Consider the following 18,420-nt stretch of genomic DNA (forward strand, 5'->3'; position numbering starts at 1 on the left):
CAGGTCCAGGGCCTTTTTACCCAGCCTGCCGCCCGTCGGTTAGAAGTTTATGCCCACGCGCACCCCGCCATAGCGGCGGAAGTCGCGCGGCAGCAGTGCCTGTGTCGCCATCTTGCTGCCGAAGTTGCCCGCGCTGTTGACCAGCGACGGGAAATATTGCTGATCGAACAGATTGTTGACGAAAGCGACCACTTCCCATTTGTGGTCCTCGGCGCGCACACCAAGGCCGATATTGACGATGCTGTAGGCCTTTTGAAACGTCTGCGGATCTTCCGCCACGTAATAGACGCCGCTCTGATATTGCCAGTTGGCCTGCGCCACCCCGCGCAGATCGCTGCCCAGCGACGGCGAGTAATCGGCGCCGACCGAGAATTTCCACTCCGGTGCCTGCACCGCGCGCTGGCCGGTCAGGTTCTGGAAGGTGGGCGATGTCGGGGGAAGGCACGTCGCCGGGACTTGCTGCAACGGATAGCATTGGGCGACCGGGAACGAGGTATATTTGGCGTCGAGATAGGCCACCGATCCCGTCAGGTTCAGGTCGTCGCCGATGCGGGCCGAGCTGTCCAGTTCGATACCCTTGGTATTCAGGCCGCCGACATTGGTCAGCCGGAAATTCTGGGTACCGTTGATGGTTTCGATCGTCTGCGCCTGCAGGTCCTTATAGTTGGTGTCGAAAAGGGTGAGGTTGAACGTCAGTCGCCGGTCGAGGAACTGCGCGCGCACGCCGATTTCCTTGTCGCGCGATGTCTCCGGCCTGATCGGCCCCGCATTTGCGCGGCCCGCGTTGAAGCCGGTGGTCAGATCGTAGGTCTGGCCCTTGTAGCCGGTCGAATAGGTCGCGAAGACCATGATGTCGGGGGTAAACTCGTAGCGCCCGCTGATGCGATAGGTGCCCGCGGTGTCTTCGGCATGGCCGCTGAAGGAGGCAGCGTTGAGAATGTCCTTGAAGGTATAGGCAACCTTTTCGTTCTGGACGCGCCCGCCGCCGCTCAGGGTCAAGTGCGGTACGATCTCCCAGTCGATCTGCGCGAAGGCGGCGAGCTGTTCCGACTTCGATGTCGCGAACCAGTTGGCCAGCGAGAAGACGGGGCCGCGAAGGAAAGGCCGATCGAACTTCACGTTCGCGTAATAGGCACCCAGCGTATAGCGGAACGGCTTGTCGCCGGGCGAGAGCAGGCGGATTTCCTGCGTGAACAGCTTCGAGTTGAACGTGCCCACCTGGATGTTGCTGCCGCTGGGGGTGGTGGACGAGGTGTCGTCCTGGTCGAGATAGTCGTTGAGGCGGAACCTGTCGTACGACGTGATCGATACCAGCGTCATCTCGCCCAGTCCGACTTCGGCGCGGAGCGACCCGCCACCGCCTTCATATTTGGTGCGCGCATCGTAATTGTTGCTGATGTTCTGATTGTCTTCGTTGATCGTCACCCCGGGCATTGCCACTGCCGCGGTCTGGCCCGCGATGCCGCGGAACAGGGCGGCCGGGTCCATGCGGATGAACGGCCGGCCGACGCTGGTATTGCCGTTGAGATAATTGCCCGACAGCGTGACGGTGACGTCGTCGGTGGGTTGCCAACGGAGCTTGGCGCGGGTGTTGAACGCCTCGCGCCCGTTGACTTTCTTGCCGTTGAACAGGTTGCGGACATTGCCGTCCCAGTTGGAATAGCTGGCCGACAGGACATAGCCCAGTTCCGGGGTCAACGGGCCCGAGACACTGAAATTGCCGCCATATTCGCTGTCGGTGGTCGCCAGCGCATTCGCACGGAAGTGGAAGGTATCGGTCGGCTGGCGCGTGATGATGTTGATCAGGCCGGCTGAAGCGGACTTGCCGTACAAGGTGCTCTGCGGACCGCGCAGCACTTCGATCCGCTCGACATCGGGCAGGTCGGTGAAGGCGCGCGCCTGGAAGGCGAGCGGCACTTCGTCGACCAGCACCGCGACACTCGGCTCGACGCCGATGCCGAAGGCGAAGGTGCCGACGCCGCGCAGCGACACGTTGGCGTTGACCGGGTGTTCGGCCGGACGCACCGTCAGCGAGGGGGCGATCCTGCCGAGATCCTGGAACTGGCGCACGCCCGACGCCTCGAGCTGGGCCTGCGACACGACCGAAATGGCCAGCGGCACGCGCTGGACATTCTCCGCGCGCTTCTGCGCGGTGACGATGATGTCGCCGGGGTTGTCGGGCGCCTGTACCTCGCTGGTCGGACCAGTCGGCGCGCTCTGGGCGGGATCGGCAGCCGGGTCGGCCGCCCTGTCCTTCGCGAAGGCGGGCGTCGCGCCCAACGCGAGCGACGCGATCAGCGCGGCGCGGCAAACGGAATTCCGATAGTTGATCATTTTTTGTCCCCTCGTCCCAGCCGCGGATCTATCGCCCGCAAACCTGTCTGACGTGTGACTAGCAAATGGTCTTACCACATACAAGCGGTCACGCTCAGCGGACTACCATCATGTTGCAGCGTTGCCACACCGGTGCTAGGCGTTGAGCGCGTTATGCCCAGAAAACAACTGACCAGACCAATCGCCCCGCCTTCGGCCGCCAACCTGCAGCCGGACTTGCGCAAATTATACCAGCAGGTCGCGGCGGCCGTCGCCGGTGCGATCCAACGCGGCGAGTTCGCGCCGGGCCAGCGCATTCCGTCCGAACGCGACCTGGCCGAGGAATATAAGGTCAGCCGCCCGACGATCCGCGAAGCGATGATCGCGCTCGACGTGATCGGGCTCGTCCGGACGCGGCACGGGGCGGGCATCTTCGTCGTCGACAATCCGCCCAAGGATGCCGCGATGATCGGGCTCGACATCGGCGCCTTCGAACTGACCGAGGCGCGACGCCTGTTCGAGGGCGAGGCAGCGGCGCTCGCCGCGGTCTCGATCACCGATGAGGAGATCGCGACGCTCGAGACGCTGATCGGCGAGATGGAGCGCGAGAATCTCGAGAATATCAGTGGCGAGCATGCCGACCGATCCTTTCACCTGACGATCGCACGGGCGACGCGCAACTCGGCGGTGGTGGATGTCGTCGAGTCGCTATGGGACGCGCGCTACCGCTCGCCGCTCTGCGCGCATATGCTGGAGCGCGCGCGCAGCGTCGGCGTGCAGCCGCGCATCGACGAGCATCAGCGCATCCTCACGGCGCTCCGCGATCGCGACCCCCATGCGGCAAGGCGCGAGATGCGCGACCATCTAGCGCGCGTCATCGACGGCCTGCTGACCGCGACCGAAAGCGATACCTTCGAGCGCGCGCGGGCAGAGGTAGAAGCGAAGCGAAGCGATCTTGCGCGCCGGGTGGCGGTCTGAGCTGGGTCGTTAACCCATGATCGCGAATAGCCCGAGGCCAGGGAAAGCGCTCGTTAAGGCGGTCTCCTATAGGGGAGAGATAGAACGCAAGGCGGACTATCTGGAGAAGGCGAAATGCTGCGCTGCTGGTTGATCGCCGTTGCTGCTCTTGTCTGCCCATTTTCCGGCGAAGCAGCGCACGCCTGCCGGGTGAGCGTGCCGCTCGCTCCCGGCGATATCAAATATGCAGACATGGTCATTGTGGGCCGCATCGAGAACTATAAGGTCATTCGAGATCCTGTGTTCCGTCAAAAGATGCTGGACAGTCCCGCTTTGTCGCCAGAAATGCGCAGGTTTTACGAAGACAAGAACGCCAATCTATTAAGTGATTATGCACGCTTCGACATAGTGGTGGATCAGGTGCTGGTTGGGAAAGCCCCGTTCAGGCTATCGGTAACCTGGGACAATTCCACCTTCGCGGAGCCCAAGGCAATGGATGCCGGGCCATATCTCATCGCGCTGCGTAAAGCGGACTCCAGCATGCCGCCGTTGCGCGGCCCAAGCGCTACGATCATACCCAGCCCGGAAGCGGGTCTTTTGACAGTCCTGCAAGCGCCCTGTTCGAGTCCGTTCATCCTGGCGAGCACGGGTGATGAAGCACGCGCAGTTCGCGAAGTTCTGAGCGCCCGCCCGCGATAGGCGCTGACCTGGATCGCCTCGGGTCGGCCCGTTTGCGACTCCACGACTTAGACGGTGATCGTAACGCCACGGCGCCCATCATGTGTCACGATATCGCCGGCCCCGCCATTGACCTGCAACACTCGCCGCTCGTCGACCGGCAGCAGGAGCGTGATCGTTCCCTCACCCCCGCTTCCCAGTCCCTCGCGCCGCACCGTGATCGCGATGCGCTCAGGGTCGGCGTGGCCGTCGAGATGCCAGCGATCGACCGGCTCTTCGCCGTCGCCCGCATCCTCGATCGCACTCCAGGTGAACGCCCCCTCCCGCGGCGGAAACAGCCAGACGCCGCGCCGATAGGGTTTGGGATGCCATCCGCCCTTGGCGAGGTCGACCAGCATCGCCGATCCGGCGCGTGCGAGCAGGGGAGGCGGTCCATCGAGCGGTGCGGCAAGGGTGACGTTCGTGCCGCCTGCGATATGATCGCCGGTCCACACATGGACCCAGTCCGCACCTGCCGGCGTCCGCAGCGTCCGCGTCGTGGCATCCGGTTCCATCACCGTCGCGACCAGCAGGTCGGGGCCAAGCAGATGCTCGTCATTCTCCTTCCAGGCATGGGCGTCGCCGGGAAAGTCGAGCCAGGTCGGCCGCACCATCGGGTCGCAATCGGTATGATAGCGATGCAGCAGGTCGTAGAAGAACGGCACCAGGGTCTGGCGCAGCGCCATCAGCCGGTGGATGGCGGGCACTATCTCCGGATACATCCATGGCTCGTTGACGGTGCGGTCGTCGTTCCAGCTATGGATGCTGAACCGCGGCATGAACACACCCGCCTGCACCCAGCGCAGCAGCAGCTCGGGTTCCGGCGCTGGCCCGGCAAAGCCGCCGACATCATGCCCGCTGTTCGACACGCCCGACAGCGCCAGCCCGATGGCCATGCGGGCGTTGTAGCGGAGGGTTTTCCACTCGGTGCGGTTGTCACCGCTCCAGGTTTGGGCATAGCGCTGCAGCCCCGCCATACCCGAGCGCGTAACGACATAGGGCCGGGATCCGGGAGCCGCCTCCTGTTGCGCGCGGCGCGAGGCGCGGGCCATCAGCAGCGGCTGCACCGGCCGCATCGAGGCGGCAGGGCGGGGCGCGCCGAAGCCGTGGAAGCGGGCGCGCTTATCCCAGATCTCATATTCGTTATTGTCGTTCCATGTCGCGACGATGCCGTGATCGAGCAGCGCCGACGTGACCTGGTCGCGCCACCAGGCGGCTGCTGCCGGGTTGGTGAAGTCGATATAGCTGCCGACCTCGTCCCAGAATTGCGCCTCGATCGGCGCGCCGTCTGCGTCGCCGACGAGCAGCCCGGCGGCAGCCACCTCGTCATAGCGTGGATGGCTGCGCAGCAACGCCGGCTTGATGTTGGGCACCAGACGGACGCCCGCATCGGCATAGCTGGCGACAAAGGCGCCGGGATCGGGGAATTTGTCGTTGTTCCAGTTGAACACATAACGCTTGTCGCCGATCGAGGTGTAGCCCGACGACAGATGGAAGGAGGTGCAGCCGAGATCATGCTCGCCGAGCTTGTCGAGGAAGCCCGCCATCTGGGCCGCCGCATCGGGCGCGTCGGTATAGCTCATGGTCGAGCCGGAATAGCCGAGCGACCAGCGCGGCATCAGCGCCGGGCGCCCGGTGAGCCAGGTGAAACGCCGCGTCACGGCCAGCGGATCGGGGCCGGCGATCATCCACAGGTCGAGATCGCCGCTGTCCGCCACGACATGGCGGTAATGTCCGTGATAATTGTCGAGTTCGCGCCCGAAGTCGAAGGCGACATCCGCAACGGTGTCGTAAAAGGCGCCGTGGCAGCGGCCGGCAGCATCGGCGACGAGGACGTACGGGATCGACTTGTAGAGCGGGTCGCTCTGCTCGGCGTCATAGCCCATCGGATCGAGATTGATCAGGCGGAAGCTGCGCCCGGCGCGGTCGTTGTCGCCAGTCCGGTCGCCCAGTCCATAATAACGCTCGCCCGCATGGCGTGCGCAATAATGATAGGCGCGGCCGTCCCACCAGCCGAAATCATAGGCCTGGGTCGGGCGATCCGCCGCCATCAGGTGCCATTGCTCCCCCTCGCGCTGCTCCCAGGTGCAATGCAGGCCGTGGAGCTGGACGGTGAGGCGCAGCCGCGCCGTCTCGATGACGATCTTTTCGTCCTCGACGACGAGCGCGAAGTCCGGGCAGGTGAAGCCGGCCACGTCCATTCGGTCGCGCCCCGGCTCGGTGATATCGCTCTCGCCGGCCGCGATCGCCCAGCTTGGGGGGCTCGTCACCGCGCCGTCAGCCAGCAGCAGGAGCCGCGCGATATCCTCCTCGAGTACGAAGAGATGCGCCACCGCACCGGTGTCGGCGACCAGGGTCAGGCGGCCGCGACTTTGCTCCGCCAGCGCGAACAGCGGCGGGTTGGAAAGCGTGGCGCGTCTCATCGGCGGGGCTCCGGAACGATCAGATGTCGAATGCCGAGGATCAGGACGACGGCCCCGATCAGGTCGAACACCGACAGGGCAGCAAACAGCGGTGCGTAGCCCACCGTGTCGGCGAGCTGGCCGATCAGCAGCGAGAAGAGCAATCCGCCAATCCACCCCGCCTGACCGACAAAGCCGTTGGCGGTGCCGACTTCCTCGGGCGTGAACACGTCGGCCGAGAGCGTGTTGATCAGCACCGAGATCATCTGGTGCGCGAAGCCGCCGACGCAGAACAGGGCGATGGCGGTATAGGGGCTGACGGCAAGGCCGATACAGCCCGGCGCGATCATCAGCACCGCAGCGAGGCTGACGCCCGCGACGCGCGAGGTGATGAGCCGCACGCCGAAGCGTTTCACCAGGAAAGGCGAGAGATAGCCGCCGAGCACGCCGCCCATGTCCGCTGCGAGGAAGGGCAGCCAGGCGAACAGCGCGATCTGCTTCAGGTCCATGCCGCGCTCCGTCGCGAGATAGAGCGGGATCCAGAAGCTGAAAGTCTGCCATGCCGGCTCGGCCAGGAAACGCGGTACTGCGATCACCCAGAATTTCGTCGAGCCGAGGATCTCGCGCGCGGTCGCCTTCGGCCCCGGCACGCTCGGACGATCCGCCGCGATCATCGCCTGTTCCTCGGGCGTGATCGCGGGATGCACCGCGGGGCTGCGGTAAAAGGCGTACCACGCCGCCGCCCAGACCAGGCCGGTCGCGCCGGTGACGATGAACGCCACCCGCCAGTCGGCCCAGAGCGAGACGGCGATCACCACCGGCGGCGCGATCAGCGCCCCGAGCGAGGTGCCGGCATTGAACCAGCCGACTGCCACGGAGCGCTCGCGTGCCGGAAACCATTCGGCGATCGCCTTGATTCCCGATGGCACCGCAGCGGATTCGGCGAGCCCGAGCAGCCCGCGGAAGAAGGCGAGCCCCAGCCAGCCGGCGGCGAACGCATGCAGCATGTTGGCGACCGACCAGGCGACGCCGAACAACGCGAAGCCCGCACGCAGGCCGAAGCGATCGACGATGAATCCGGCGACCGGCTGCATCACCGTATAGGCGAGCTGGAACGCGCCGACGACGTAACTGTATTGCTGGGTGGTCATCGCGAGGTCGGTCTTCAGCTGCGGCGCGAGCACGCCCAGCGAATTGCGCGCCAGATAGTTCGCGATCGTGCCGGCGCAGATCAACGCGACGATCCACCAGCGCAGATGGGGTATCCGCCTCATGCCCTCCCCTTTCTCCGCGCCATTTTTTTCGGGTGTTGCGTATCGTCGGCCGCGTGGAAGCCATCAATGGCAGGCACGCTATCGGCGGCCGTCCACGTGTCAAACGCTACCGCACCGATAATGGTCTGTCCAGAGAGGTCAGACCAATCCGCTGACGTGCTCGGTGATCGGGATCAACATCGAGCGACCCTTGCGGGGCAAGCGAGGGGGCGCTCGCTTGCCCGGCGGCGGGTCAGTATTTGAAGCTCAGCGAGAATTTCACCAGGCTCGGCAGATTCTCCGCGAGGATATTGGCGCCGGTCGCGGCCCAATAGCGCTTGCCCGTGATGTTCTGCGCATTGACGCGCGCCACGAGTTGATGGTCGTTGAAAGTGAAGGTGTAGGACCCGCCCAGGTCGAACGTCGTATAGGGATCGGTAAAGGCGTTGTTGGCCGCGTTGAGCGCCTGAGTGCCGGTATGATAGGCGCCGGCAGTCAGCTTGAGGCCCGGATCGAGCCAGGACACCGTATATTCGCCGGCCAGCGACCAGGTGTTCTTCGGCGTGCCCTCGACGCGCTTGCCGGCGATGTTCGGAGTCTGGTTGTAATGGGCCGACAGCGCAGTGAAGGTCGCGTACAGCGCCAGATCGTCGATGACATTGCCGGTCAGGCTGAACTCGAAGCCCCGATAGCGCTCCCGGCCGTCGGTATAATAATGCTGGTTGCCCGTGGTCGGATTGATCGCCTGATAGGAGGCGCCGCGATCGATGTCGAAATAGGCCGCCTGGATCAGCAGATTGTCCTTGGGCTCGAGCTTGATGCCCGCTTCATACTGGATGCTGTTGGTCGGCGGGAAGCTGTCGGTATTGTTCTCGGTCGCGATCGGCGCGGCCGGCGTGCCCTCGAATCCTTCGATATAGGTGCCGTAGGCGCTGATCCATTTCACCGGTTTCACAACCACGCCGCCGGAGAGCGAGGTGGGGGTGGCCTTGAAGGTCTTCCCGCCATTGATGATGCTGGAATCCCGATAATCGCTGAAGCGGATGCCGCCGAGCAGCTGGACGATATCGTTGAAGCTCAGCCGGTCGAAGAAATAGAGGCCGCGATCGTCGATGCGGGTCGGTTTGGGTCGCGCGGCGAACGCCAGGTTCGGGTTCGCGATGAGCACCGGATTGAGGAAGTTCTGGGCGATGCTGACTCGCACTGGCGAAGGCGAGGCGAGATCGCGCAGGGCACGCGAGGCGCCCAGCAGCATTTCGTTGCGGATCGTCCCGAAGCGGAGCGTCCCCGCCAGTTCCGCCGCGTAATTCTCGTTCTCGAACAGCGTGTTCTGCGCGGAGAAACGAACCACGCCGGTACCCGTGGTGAGCGCCGTGGTGAGATTGGTCGGGGTGAATTGCGGGTTGTTGCGAATCCGGACCAGCCGCGACTTGCCGTAATAGGCCGACAGATTCCAGTCCCGGGAGAATTTGTAGACCGCCTTGCCGAGATAGTTCAGCTCGGTCGTGTCGTTGGCGGCCCAGGGCGCCCCGGCGAGGTTGTTGTGCGGGTCGAGCCGCGTCACCGACGGCAGTTGCACCGTCGTCGCACCGGCGGGAACGTTGAGCAGGAAGATCGCGGGTTCGACCACGCGCCGGCCGAAATATTCGATATCGGCGGTGATCGTCAGCTTGTCGGTGGGCTTCAGGTCGAAGGCGCCCGACGCGAGATAGCGGCGGCCCGTCGAATAATCGACGCCGGTGTCGATATGCGCCAGCACGCCGTTGAGGCGATACCCGAACATGCCGATGGTATCGCCGACGTCGATATGCTGGCCATAGCCGCCGTTGCTGTCGGCAAAGCTGTTGGCATAGAGGCTGAACTGGTTGGTGGGTCGCTTCATCGTCAGGTTGACGATGCCGGCCGGCGTCGAGAAGCCGTAATAGAGCGCGGAGGCGCCCTTCAGCACCTCGACCCGGTCCTTGTTCTCGAGCGGGAAGGCCGTCGAGGAGAGGATGTTCAGCGCGCCATCGAGCTTGAAGTTGCTGCGCGTGTCGACGGAGATGCCGCGGATGGTGAGGTTGTTATAGGCGACCGGGCCGACGCTGCTGGTCGACACGCCCGCCGTGTTGCGGACAGCGTCGATAAGGTCGACCGCCTGTTGCGAGCGCAGCACGGCCGACGGGATCACCGAGATGGTCAGCGGCACGTCGAGCGCCTTGGCGCCTCGGAAGCTGCCGGCCTGGACGACGTTGGTGCCGTATTGATTGTTGCGATCTCCGGTGACGACGATGTCCTCGCCCGGAGGCGCAGGGTCCTCGCTTTTGGTATCGGCCGGTCGTTGGTCCTTGTCCTGCGCCCAGGCTGAACCTGCGGCCATCGACAGCACCAGCGCGCTCGTCACTGCCAGTGCATGACGGGCGCGAGTCTTCGTAAACATGGTCAACCTCCCCTGGGTGGATGCGCCGATCGTTCGCTTGGACCGCGACTCTACTTGTCAGGGAGTATATTCGATATATTGTACTATGCAATTACAAAGTGCAAAATATGGTTGTGAACGCTAGCATAGATGCTGAAGGGAGTTGCCTTCAGCACGGACAACGGCTTGCCAAAATGCAAAGAATGGCACCGCGAACGGATGACGGGATCAAAGACCAGGCTAGCGACGCGGCAGCGATAGCCGCGCGTGGGGAGGGGATCGGTCGTCCCGGCCCGTCACGGCCTCACGGCTTGAGGCGGGCGACCATCTCTTCATGATTGCCCGGCGTTACTACCCAGTCGCCGGTGTCGTCATAGTCGAAGCGGATCGCGACCTTGGGACCGGGGCGCGATATCTGCACGAGGCAGCGCGTCCAGCCATTGCCGCCGGCGGCCATTACCCGGTTGAGGTCGGCGGCACGCTCGATCACGTCGAAATCGTCGGGAGTCTCGGCTTCCCAGTCGCCATCGGCGAGATAGACGAAGCCGTACATGCGCTTGCGCTCGGCGACCTCGACTACCAGCGCGATGCCGCTCCACTCGCGTTCGGCGTAGTTGGGATCGGCGATCACCATCTGGCCGATCTCGTGCACCAGCGCATCGGCGCGGGCCTGGTCGAATGCCATGCTGGTCATCGAAACCACCTCCAGAAACGCTGCGACCGGGGCGCCGGTCACTTGGCGAGCAACTTGCGGATGTCCGCGGTCGAGACCCGGTCGAACACCTGCCCCGCCGCATTATCGAACAGCTCGCTATTCTTGAAGACCCGTTTGCCCGCCGCGTTCAGCACTTCGTACACGACGCCCACCTGCGCTGGCCGGTCGGCGGTGCCGCCCTTCAGCGCGACATTGATCTTCACGGTGCCGCCGGCCTCGATCCAGGCCGCCCATTCATTCTCCATCGTCTTGTAGGCGGAACGGTTGAAGTTGAAATTCTGCGGGAACATGTTCCGCTCGCCCTGGTCGCCGAGGAAGCGGTGGCCGATGATATGGCCGGCATCGTCGTCATCGAGCCCGCGGCCGCGGACATGATCCTGGGCGGAAAGCTCGTCGCCGCCGCGCACCGCGCCCTTGGGCTGGAGTTCGGAGAGCGTGGCCGAGGCGGAGGTCGGCCGGCCGCTCGCATCGAGCGTCCAGGTCACCGCATTGTCGCCGACCTTCGCACTGTGCACGCCGGCCGCCGCGACGGTGTCGGCCTTTTTCGCGGCGATCGAGGAGAGCCCGTCGATCTGGCGCTTCATGCCGGTGAGCGTGTCGCGCGCCGATTGCGGCAGGCGGTCGAGCAATGCCTGGGGCGCCGCGCCGATCGCGTCGGAGATCTTGCTGAGCGCCGGCCGGACTGCCTGGGCGAAGGCGCTGTCGGTCTTGGCCAGCTCGACTGCCTTCATCACCGTCTCGCCCCATTTGCCGAGCTTGCCCAGCTTGGCCGCGTCGCCGAGATAGGGGATCATGCTGACCGCCGAGATGCCGGCACCGAGCCAGTCGCCGCGCAGCAGCGAGATGACGCCGTTCGCGCCGTCCGAGATCGGCGTCGGATCGAACAGCCCGGCAACGTCGAGCCCCATCTGAGTGAGGTCGAGCCCCAGCTCCTTCTGGGCATCGGTAAGGCCGGTGGGCGCGGCGTTGGCCGCGCGCTGCCGGGTCGAGATCGCATCGGGCAGCAGCCGGTCGAACTCGCCCTGCTGAACGGGCGTGAGATCCTTGCGGGCTGCCTCGATCGCATTCGCCGCGCCCTTGGGGTCGCGCAGCGACAGCTCCGCGAGGTCGCGGGTGAGCCCGCCGACATCGACGCCGCGCGACGTGCGGTTGGCGACGACCAGCGCCTCGCCCAGGCCGCCGGCATTGCTCAGGGTCCTTGCCGCGTCCGTGACGCCGTTCACACCGCCAACCATGATCGTCTCCTGCCGCTCGGGGGATCAGGCCAGCAGGAGCTGGCGCAGCACCCGGGTCGATTCGAGATTGCCGAACGACGCGCGCACTGAGGCGTCGAGACCGACCGAGGCACCGAACAGGCTGCCGAAGAACAGGAAGCTGCCGATCGCGGTGCCGGCTTCGGCCAGGCTCATCGCGTCGCTGCCCGGGCCGTAGAGCGCGCCCGGTTTGGTGATGTCGGCTTCGGCCTGAGTCACGGTCTGGCCCATTTCGGTCTGCCAGCCGCCGGCCTGCTCCAGCACGGTGAAGCCGTCGCGATGCGCCGCGTCGATCGCATAGCCGTTGTTCGACACGCTGACCGAGAGATCGCCGATCCGGTTCTGGCTTATGCCGTCGATCACCACTGCGTTGCTGCCCTTGGTCACCACCACCTGGCTGGCGAGATAGGCATTGGGGTTGGCGGCATAGGGTTCGGTGTTGATGGTGATCTTGGTGCCGTTGGCCAGTTCGAAGGTCGTCGTGCCGTAGAAATCGAACTGGTGATTGCCGTTCACATCGACATGCGGATCGCCCCAGATGCGGGTGCTTTCGCCGGTCGTCTCGTTGAAGATGGTCATCTCGCTGTTGCGCTCGTCGATCTCGAGCCGATAGCCGTCGCCGAGATCGACCCTCGCGGTGCTCTGGCCGGTGACCTGCGCGGTGAAGCCGGCGCGCTGCTGGAGCTGGCTCGGTGCCTCGCCTTGCGCCAAGGTGCCGAGGCGGATCGCGAACGCGGCGGGCAGCGTGCCAAAGGCGAGGGGGCCGGCACCGAGCGGGCGGAAGGAACCGGCGAGGATGCCCGCCGCCATCATCAGCGCGCTGCCCCGCACCGCCAGATCGGCGTTGGCGGCGAATTGGGCGGACTGGCCCGAAGCGATCGTCGTCATGCTTTTCCTCCATCGCACTGGCCCGGATCGGCCATCATGGGAGGAAGAGGTGCCATGCCGCTGGCGCGGCATCACTCAACGGATCGCTTAGAAGGCCTAAACGATTCGTCTAGCGACAGGTGGCACGGCGAATGGCACCACGCCTTCTGCATTTGCCCGCGACGAGGGACGCATGGACGCCGCCAACAGCCTTGCCCTGCGCACGCCGAGCCTCGCCCCATCGGGCGCGGTCGCCTCGAGGCTCCGTGAGGCAGCGAACAGCGAATTCCAGTCGCACCTCATCCCCGTCCGCGAGGCGCTGGTGTGGCAACAGCCCCAGCCGCCGATCCAGTTCGCCGCGCCGGCCGCCACCGCGCCGGCCGGGATCGCCGCTGCGGGCGGCCCGACGACGCGCGAACTCGCCCAGCTAGCGGGCGACGTCTATAACGATATCACCGCGCCGCCCCCGGGATACCGGGTGGCGAGCGACGCCGACCTGGCGCAGCTCGGGCTGAGCCGGCAAGACCTGACCTCGCCGCAGAGCGCCTTCCGGGCGCGGGTCTATGCGAGCGGCGAGGGCGCGAGCACGCGCTATGTCGTGAGCTTCCGCGGCACGACCGACGGCAGCGACTGGAAAGCCAATGCGCAACAGGCAGTGGGCCTGCCGTCCGATCAATATGCCCATGCGCTGCTGGTCGCGAAGGCATTGGCGCGCAACCCCGATGCGAACGTGACGCTGACCGGCCATTCGCTCGGCGGCGGGCTCGCCTCGGCGGCGGCGCTGGCGAGCGGGCGCGACGCGGCGACCTTCAACGCCGCCGGGCTGAGCGACGCGACGATCCGCCAGGCCGACGGCATACGCAATGGTGCGGGCATCGGCCGCGCGGCCGAGATCACCGCATTCTATGTCCGCGGCGAGATCCTGTCGGCGGTGCAGGATGGCGGCGACCGCGTGCTCGGCGCGATCTTCGGCGGCATACCGGGCGCCGTGTTTGCCGATGCGCCCGAAGCCTATGGCACGCGCGTGCCGCTCGATGCCGTGCGGCCCGAGGGGCAGCATTGGTACCAGGACAATCCGGTCGCGCGCCACGGCATGGACTGGGTGCTGAGCAGCATGCCGGCGCAGTGATCCGCGATTGCCGGTTCACGCCGCACTGGCCGGGCTCTAGGAACCGGTCGTGACCCGCCATCGTTTCTTCGGCATCGCGGTGATGCTGGCGATCGCGCCGACCGGGGGATGCAGCATGGCGGCCGACAAGGCCTGTTTCAGCAAGCGCAGCTCGGTCGTGCTGCCGGATCGCACGCGCGTGCTGGCCAATGTCACCAATGGCGCTTCGGGGCGGACCCTGGCCGAGGCAGTGCTCGACGGGCGGACCGGTGAGGCGCGCGCGATGCTGGCGCGCGATCCGCGGCTGATCGGCACGGTGGTAACTCACGATCCGCGGATGAGCTCGGCGCCCGACGGCCAATATGGCGACCTGCTGACCCTGGCGGTGTCGCGCTGCGACCCGGACGGCATCGCGATGCTGCTCGCGGCCGGCATGCCCGCTAATGGCGTGAGGCCCGGCAATGCGCTGACCTTGGCCCTTCTTGCCGACTCGCCCGATCTCGCCGAGGCGTTGCTGCGCGCTGGCGCCTCGCCCGATCCGCAGCGCCTGCCCGATGGCGAGGATGCGATGAAATCGGCGATCGCCTTCTCGCATGTCGGTGGTGTGATGACCCTGTTGCGGCATGGCGCCGATCCGCGCTGGGCCGACAGTTTCGGGATCGACCGGGTGCGGATGGCGCTCGATGCGGAGCAGGCCGATATCGCGGAATTGCTGGTCCAGAAGGGCGGAACATTGTGGAGCGTCGCCGGGGACGGCAGCATGGCCGTGCATGAACTGGTCGCGGAACCCGTCGCCTTTACCGGGCCGGAGATGAAGGCAGCGCGGGCGCGGCTGGTCGAGCGGGCCAAAGCGAGCGGCATCGGCTGGCCCCCGCCCGATCGCGCGACCGTGCGGCAGATGGTGGCATCGGGCGCGTGGCCGACACCGGCGATGGCCAAGGCAGGCATGACCGTTTCGGCCGAAGCGCTGGCGCAGATTCGCGCGAGGAACTAGCCCGCCGGGCCTACTGCGCTCGACCACAAGGCATCGAAGGTCAGGTCGTCGACCGGCACGCGTCGCATCGTGCCGAAGGGCGCAGCGCCCGCGCATTGCACGATGCGGACTGAATCCACCGCACTCGCCTGTTCCGGCGCGATCGACGCAATGTCGCCCAGCGTCAGGATCGCCGGCACGCCCGGGCGCGCGCCGCGGCGGCCGGGCGGCAGGACGATCAGGCTGTTGTTCGGCCCGGCCGCCAGCCCCTGGCTGGACAGCGTACAGCTATGGCCGTCTTCCGAATCCGACCGCCCGCGTGCCTGGGCCTGGCGGCCGGGGCTGGCCGAGATCATCAGCCAGGAAGGCGCGAGTTGCAGCAGCACGCGCACCACGCTCGGCCATTGCGGGTCGCTCGCCGCGGCCGGGGCGATCGTCAGGCTGTCGCTGAGGAACAGATGCTTGCCCGTCAGGCGTGCCGGTTTGCCCGGAGCGCTCACGGCCTCGGTAGCGCTCGTCGTCAGGGCGCGGGCGATCGCGGCGGCGACCGGGCCGGTGACGGAATAGTGCTTCTTCCCCTGTCGAAGGACCAGGGTGGCGGGCAGTGTCGCGCCCTCGATCTGGGTGAGGTCCTGCAGCCCCATCTCGGCACCCTCGAACCGCGCATTGTCGAGCGCTGAGCCCCAGAAGGAAAAGCCGTGGAACGACGCGCCCGAGAAATCGGCGCCTTTCGCGCTGATCCCCTGCCGATCGAACGGGCAGCCATCGGCTTCGGTCACGCCGCACTGGAAGCGGAAGCCGGAGAAATTGGCGCCGTCGATCTTCCAGCCGGCAAGGCTTGCCTTCCAGCCGCCATCGAGCTGACCGCCGCGGAAATCGGCGCCGGTCGCATCGGCGCCGGCGAGCGTCGCCGTGCGCAACAGCACGCCGGGCAGAACCGCACCAGTCAGTTGCGCTTCGCTGAGGTCGGTATCGATGAACCCGAGGCCGGGCGCGGTGACGCCGCTCCAGTTGCTCTTCGAAAGGTCGCTGCCGCGAAAGCAGATCGAGGCGAGGTCGGCCTTGCGGAAATCCTGACCGCTGAAGTCGCCGCCCTCGATCAGGATGACGCCCCCGTCCTTCGCCTTCCTGCGCAGCCTGCCGATCGCCCCGGCATTTTTGAGCGTGGCGCCGTCGACCGCTACGGGCAGGCTTGCTCCGCTTCCGTCGATCGCCCCCGCCTGCGCCGCGCAACCGATCGGGGCCGGGACGGGCGCGGCCGGGGTGGATTGAGCCAGCAGCAATGCGACAAGGATCATCTATTCTCCTCCCTTCCGTTCGTCGCACGGCGCGCCGAGCCGCGCCCTAAACGATTCGTTGAGAGACACCCGACGCCCGACATGGGATTCCGGTTGCCCAATCGATGGAGGCGAAGATGGTCGAATCGGTGACGGCGGCGCGCTCGCAGACGCTGAATGTCGATGTGGACATGCGCTACAGCGTGAAGCCCGGCGACACGCTGTCCGGCATCGCCGCGGCAAAGGGCGTCTCGCTGAGCGCTCTGATCGCGGCGAACCCGCAGATATCGAATCCCAATCTGATCCGCCCGAACGAGAGTCTGACGATTCCGAGCGGAAGCGCCGCGACGGGTGGAACCTATAGTGTGAAACCCGGCGAAACCCTGTCGGGCATCGCCGCGCGCTTCGGGCTCGACTGGCACAGCCTCGCGCTCGACAACGGGATCGTCAATCCGAACCTGATCCGGCCAAACCAGGTGCTGCAGCTCGGCGGTTCGGGCTCGCGCGGCGCCGATGCCGCGGGCGGGGCCACTGGCCCCTCGGGAAGCGGTAATGGCCGCAATCCGGCGGACATCGCGAAACACTATCTCGGGCGCAACGCGTCGGAATTGCGCGGCGACCGCAGCGACGATCTGCCGATGAACGCCAATGTGCCGGCCAATGTCTGCTGCGCGAATTTCGTGTCGGCAGTGCTGACCGAGGCCGGGCAGCTTCCCGGCAATCTTCACACGGATTCGGTAGCCCAACTCAACAGCACGCTCCGGTCGCGCGGCTGGACCGAGGTGAGCGCGGCGCAGGCGCGGCCCGGCGATGTGGTCATCATCCAGGGCGGCGGCGTGTCGCATACTGTGCTCTATGCCGGGAACGGCCAGACGATCGGATCGAACAACCGCAACGCCGATGGCACCCAGCAGGTCAGCTACGGCAGCCTGTCCTGGGCGCTGTCGCATGGCGGCAAGATCCTCCGCGCGCCGGCGAGCGCACAGGGCAGCACGCTCGCAGCGGCCAACGACACCGGGCCGGCCACCCCGGCCACGACCCGCCAGGGCCGGATCGACCAGGCCATGACCTATTTCCAGGCGCAGGGCTGGACGCGCGCGCAGGCCGCGGGGATCGTCGCCAATCTCGATGCCGAGAGCGGGATGGAGGCGTCGATCCGCCAGATCGGCGGCGGGCCGGGCTATGGCCTCGGCCAATGGGAAGGGCCGCGCCAGGCCGATTTCGCGGCCTGGGCCGGGCACGACATCCGCAGCTCGACCTTCCAGGAGCAGCTCGAATTCGTCCAGCACGAGCTGAGCACGACCGAACGGGGCGCGGCCAACCGGCTGCGCCAGGCGAGCAATGCCGGCGACGCGGCGGCGATCGTCTGCCGCTATTATGAGCGGCCGGCCGATATCGTCGGGGATTCGGCGCACCGCGCGCAGCTCGCCAACGGAATCTTCCAGCGATGATGCTCGGCCTGATGCTGGCGGGCCTGGCGGCGTCCGCCGAGCCAGCCACCTGCAGCTTCGACGATGCGGCGCCTGAGTCGTGCGAGATCAGCTTCAGCGTCGGCGCTGGCGGCGCGACCACCTTGCGCGCCAAAGGACGGAGCGGCCGACAACTGGTGTTCGTCGGGAAGCGCTCGTCCGGCTGGTGGGCCGGTACGCTCGACGGCGCACCGGCCATGGGCCACGAACTGAACCGCGGCAATGTCGTCTTCGCCACGCGGGCGCTCAATCACAGCTTCCAATATTGGACCCGCGGGAATGAGCACGGGACTTATTGACGCCCTTTATCGAAACAACCCCGCCGGCGCCCCATAGCGTGCCGCCCAGCCTTCCCACGCGACATCGGTCGGGCCCACCGCCTGGTCGACCACGCGCCAGCGCCCGCCGGACCGCTGCAGCAGTGCGACATAGTCCTTCGAGATCATCCCCTCCGCTTCGGCCGAAGCGAGCGGGGTGCCGGCATAGCTGATCGGCCGGCCCTGGGCATCCTGCATGGTCGCGACGAGGAAAGCCCAGTCGCCGTCGCGGTTAAGGGTGCGCACGAGGAACTTCACCGGCTTGCCCAATTGCCGGACGACGGGCCGGCGCGCGGTGTCGAGCATTGCGACGCGCTCGGCACTGGAAACGGGCGCAGTACTGGCGAGAATCCCCGCGACGACGGTGCCGATCATGCTGCTCTCCCGGAAGCCGCTTCTTT

At 66.3% G+C, this 18,420-nt stretch carries 15 protein-coding genes; 6 read left to right on the forward strand and 9 right to left on the reverse strand.

Features of this window, described 5'->3' with window-relative positions; genetic code table 11:
• Positions 1–39 precede the first annotated feature (39 nt).
• Positions 40–2,334, reverse strand: coding sequence for a TonB-dependent receptor (locus WC729_RS28750; protein ID WP_372858188.1), 2,295 nt, complete (start codon positions 2,332–2,334; stop codon positions 40–42).
• Between the two features lie 216 nt (positions 2,335–2,550).
• Between WC729_RS28750 and WC729_RS28755 the strand changes: the two genes are divergently transcribed.
• Both WC729_RS28755 and WC729_RS28760 read left to right on the forward strand, forming a co-directional pair.
• On the forward strand, positions 2,551–3,291 hold the full coding sequence (locus tag WC729_RS28755) for a FadR/GntR family transcriptional regulator (protein ID WP_372858189.1): 741 nt from the start codon (positions 2,551–2,553) through the stop codon (positions 3,289–3,291).
• A gap of 114 nt (positions 3,292–3,405) precedes the next feature.
• Positions 3,406–3,969 (forward strand): hypothetical protein, encoded by a 564-nt coding sequence (locus WC729_RS28760; RefSeq protein WP_372858191.1) that lies wholly within the window; start codon positions 3,406–3,408, stop codon positions 3,967–3,969.
• Between the two features lie 47 nt (positions 3,970–4,016).
• Here WC729_RS28760 and WC729_RS28765 read toward each other — a convergent pair whose 3' ends face one another.
• The 6 genes from WC729_RS28765 to WC729_RS28790 all read right to left on the reverse strand — a co-directional run bounded on the left by WC729_RS28765 (position 4,017) and on the right by WC729_RS28790 (position 12,896).
• Entirely contained in the window at positions 4,017–6,410 is a 2,394-nt protein-coding gene (locus WC729_RS28765; RefSeq protein ID WP_372858192.1) for a TIM-barrel domain-containing protein, read from the reverse strand.
• Complete coding sequence (locus tag WC729_RS28770) at positions 6,407–7,663, reverse strand: MFS transporter (RefSeq protein ID WP_372858194.1); 1,257 nt, start codon at positions 7,661–7,663, stop codon at positions 6,407–6,409. Before WC729_RS28770 ends, WC729_RS28765 begins: the two co-directional genes overlap by 4 nt.
• A 232-nt stretch (positions 7,664–7,895) precedes the next feature.
• On the reverse strand, positions 7,896–10,061 hold the full coding sequence (locus tag WC729_RS28775; protein ID WP_372858195.1) for a TonB-dependent siderophore receptor: 2,166 nt from the start codon (positions 10,059–10,061) through the stop codon (positions 7,896–7,898).
• 283 nt (positions 10,062–10,344) lie between these two features.
• Complete coding sequence (locus WC729_RS28780; RefSeq protein ID WP_372858196.1) at positions 10,345–10,734, reverse strand: hypothetical protein; 390 nt, start codon at positions 10,732–10,734, stop codon at positions 10,345–10,347.
• A gap of 38 nt (positions 10,735–10,772) precedes the next feature.
• Complete coding sequence (locus WC729_RS28785; RefSeq protein WP_372858197.1) at positions 10,773–11,990, reverse strand: DNA/RNA non-specific endonuclease; 1,218 nt, start codon at positions 11,988–11,990, stop codon at positions 10,773–10,775.
• A gap of 24 nt (positions 11,991–12,014) precedes the next feature.
• Positions 12,015–12,896 carry a DUF1521 domain-containing protein gene (locus WC729_RS28790; RefSeq protein WP_372858198.1) on the reverse strand — a complete coding sequence of 294 codons (882 nt, stop codon included), beginning with the start codon at positions 12,894–12,896 and terminating at the stop codon, positions 12,015–12,017.
• 172 nt (positions 12,897–13,068) lie between these two features.
• On the opposite strand from WC729_RS28790, the gene WC729_RS28795 reads away from it, so the two are divergent.
• The gene (locus tag WC729_RS28795) at positions 13,069–14,004 is read left to right on the forward strand and encodes an Mbeg1-like protein (RefSeq protein ID WP_372858200.1); all 936 of its coding nucleotides are present in this window, start codon (positions 13,069–13,071) and stop codon (positions 14,002–14,004) included.
• Between the two features lie 49 nt (positions 14,005–14,053).
• The gene (locus WC729_RS28800) at positions 14,054–14,977 is read left to right on the forward strand and encodes an ankyrin repeat domain-containing protein (RefSeq protein ID WP_372858201.1); all 924 of its coding nucleotides are present in this window, start codon (positions 14,054–14,056) and stop codon (positions 14,975–14,977) included.
• Here WC729_RS28800 and WC729_RS28805 read toward each other — a convergent pair.
• The gene (locus WC729_RS28805) at positions 14,974–16,254 is read right to left on the reverse strand and encodes a pentapeptide repeat-containing protein (RefSeq protein WP_372858203.1); all 1,281 of its coding nucleotides are present in this window, start codon (positions 16,252–16,254) and stop codon (positions 14,974–14,976) included. The two genes, WC729_RS28800 and WC729_RS28805, sit on opposite strands and share 4 nt — an antisense overlap.
• 104 nt (positions 16,255–16,358) lie before the next feature.
• On the opposite strand from WC729_RS28805, the gene WC729_RS28810 reads away from it, so the two are divergent.
• Both WC729_RS28810 and WC729_RS28815 read left to right on the forward strand, forming a co-directional pair.
• On the forward strand, positions 16,359–17,684 hold the full coding sequence (locus WC729_RS28810; RefSeq protein ID WP_372858204.1) for a phage tail tip lysozyme: 1,326 nt from the start codon (positions 16,359–16,361) through the stop codon (positions 17,682–17,684).
• Positions 17,684–18,001, forward strand: a complete 318-nt coding sequence (locus WC729_RS28815; protein WP_372858206.1) for a hypothetical protein — start codon at positions 17,684–17,686, stop codon at positions 17,999–18,001. Before WC729_RS28810 ends, WC729_RS28815 begins: the two co-directional genes overlap by 1 nt.
• A gap of 6 nt (positions 18,002–18,007) precedes the next feature.
• Here the strand turns inward: WC729_RS28815 and WC729_RS28820 are convergent, their stop codons facing one another.
• Complete coding sequence (locus tag WC729_RS28820; protein ID WP_372858207.1) at positions 18,008–18,394, reverse strand: hypothetical protein; 387 nt, start codon at positions 18,392–18,394, stop codon at positions 18,008–18,010.
• Between the last annotated feature and the right edge of the window lie 26 nt (positions 18,395–18,420).

Origin of the sequence: Sphingomonas sp. (assembly GCF_041661825.1) — a bacterium.
In the GTDB taxonomy this organism is placed as follows: Bacteria; Pseudomonadota; Alphaproteobacteria; order Sphingomonadales; family Sphingomonadaceae; genus Sphingomonas.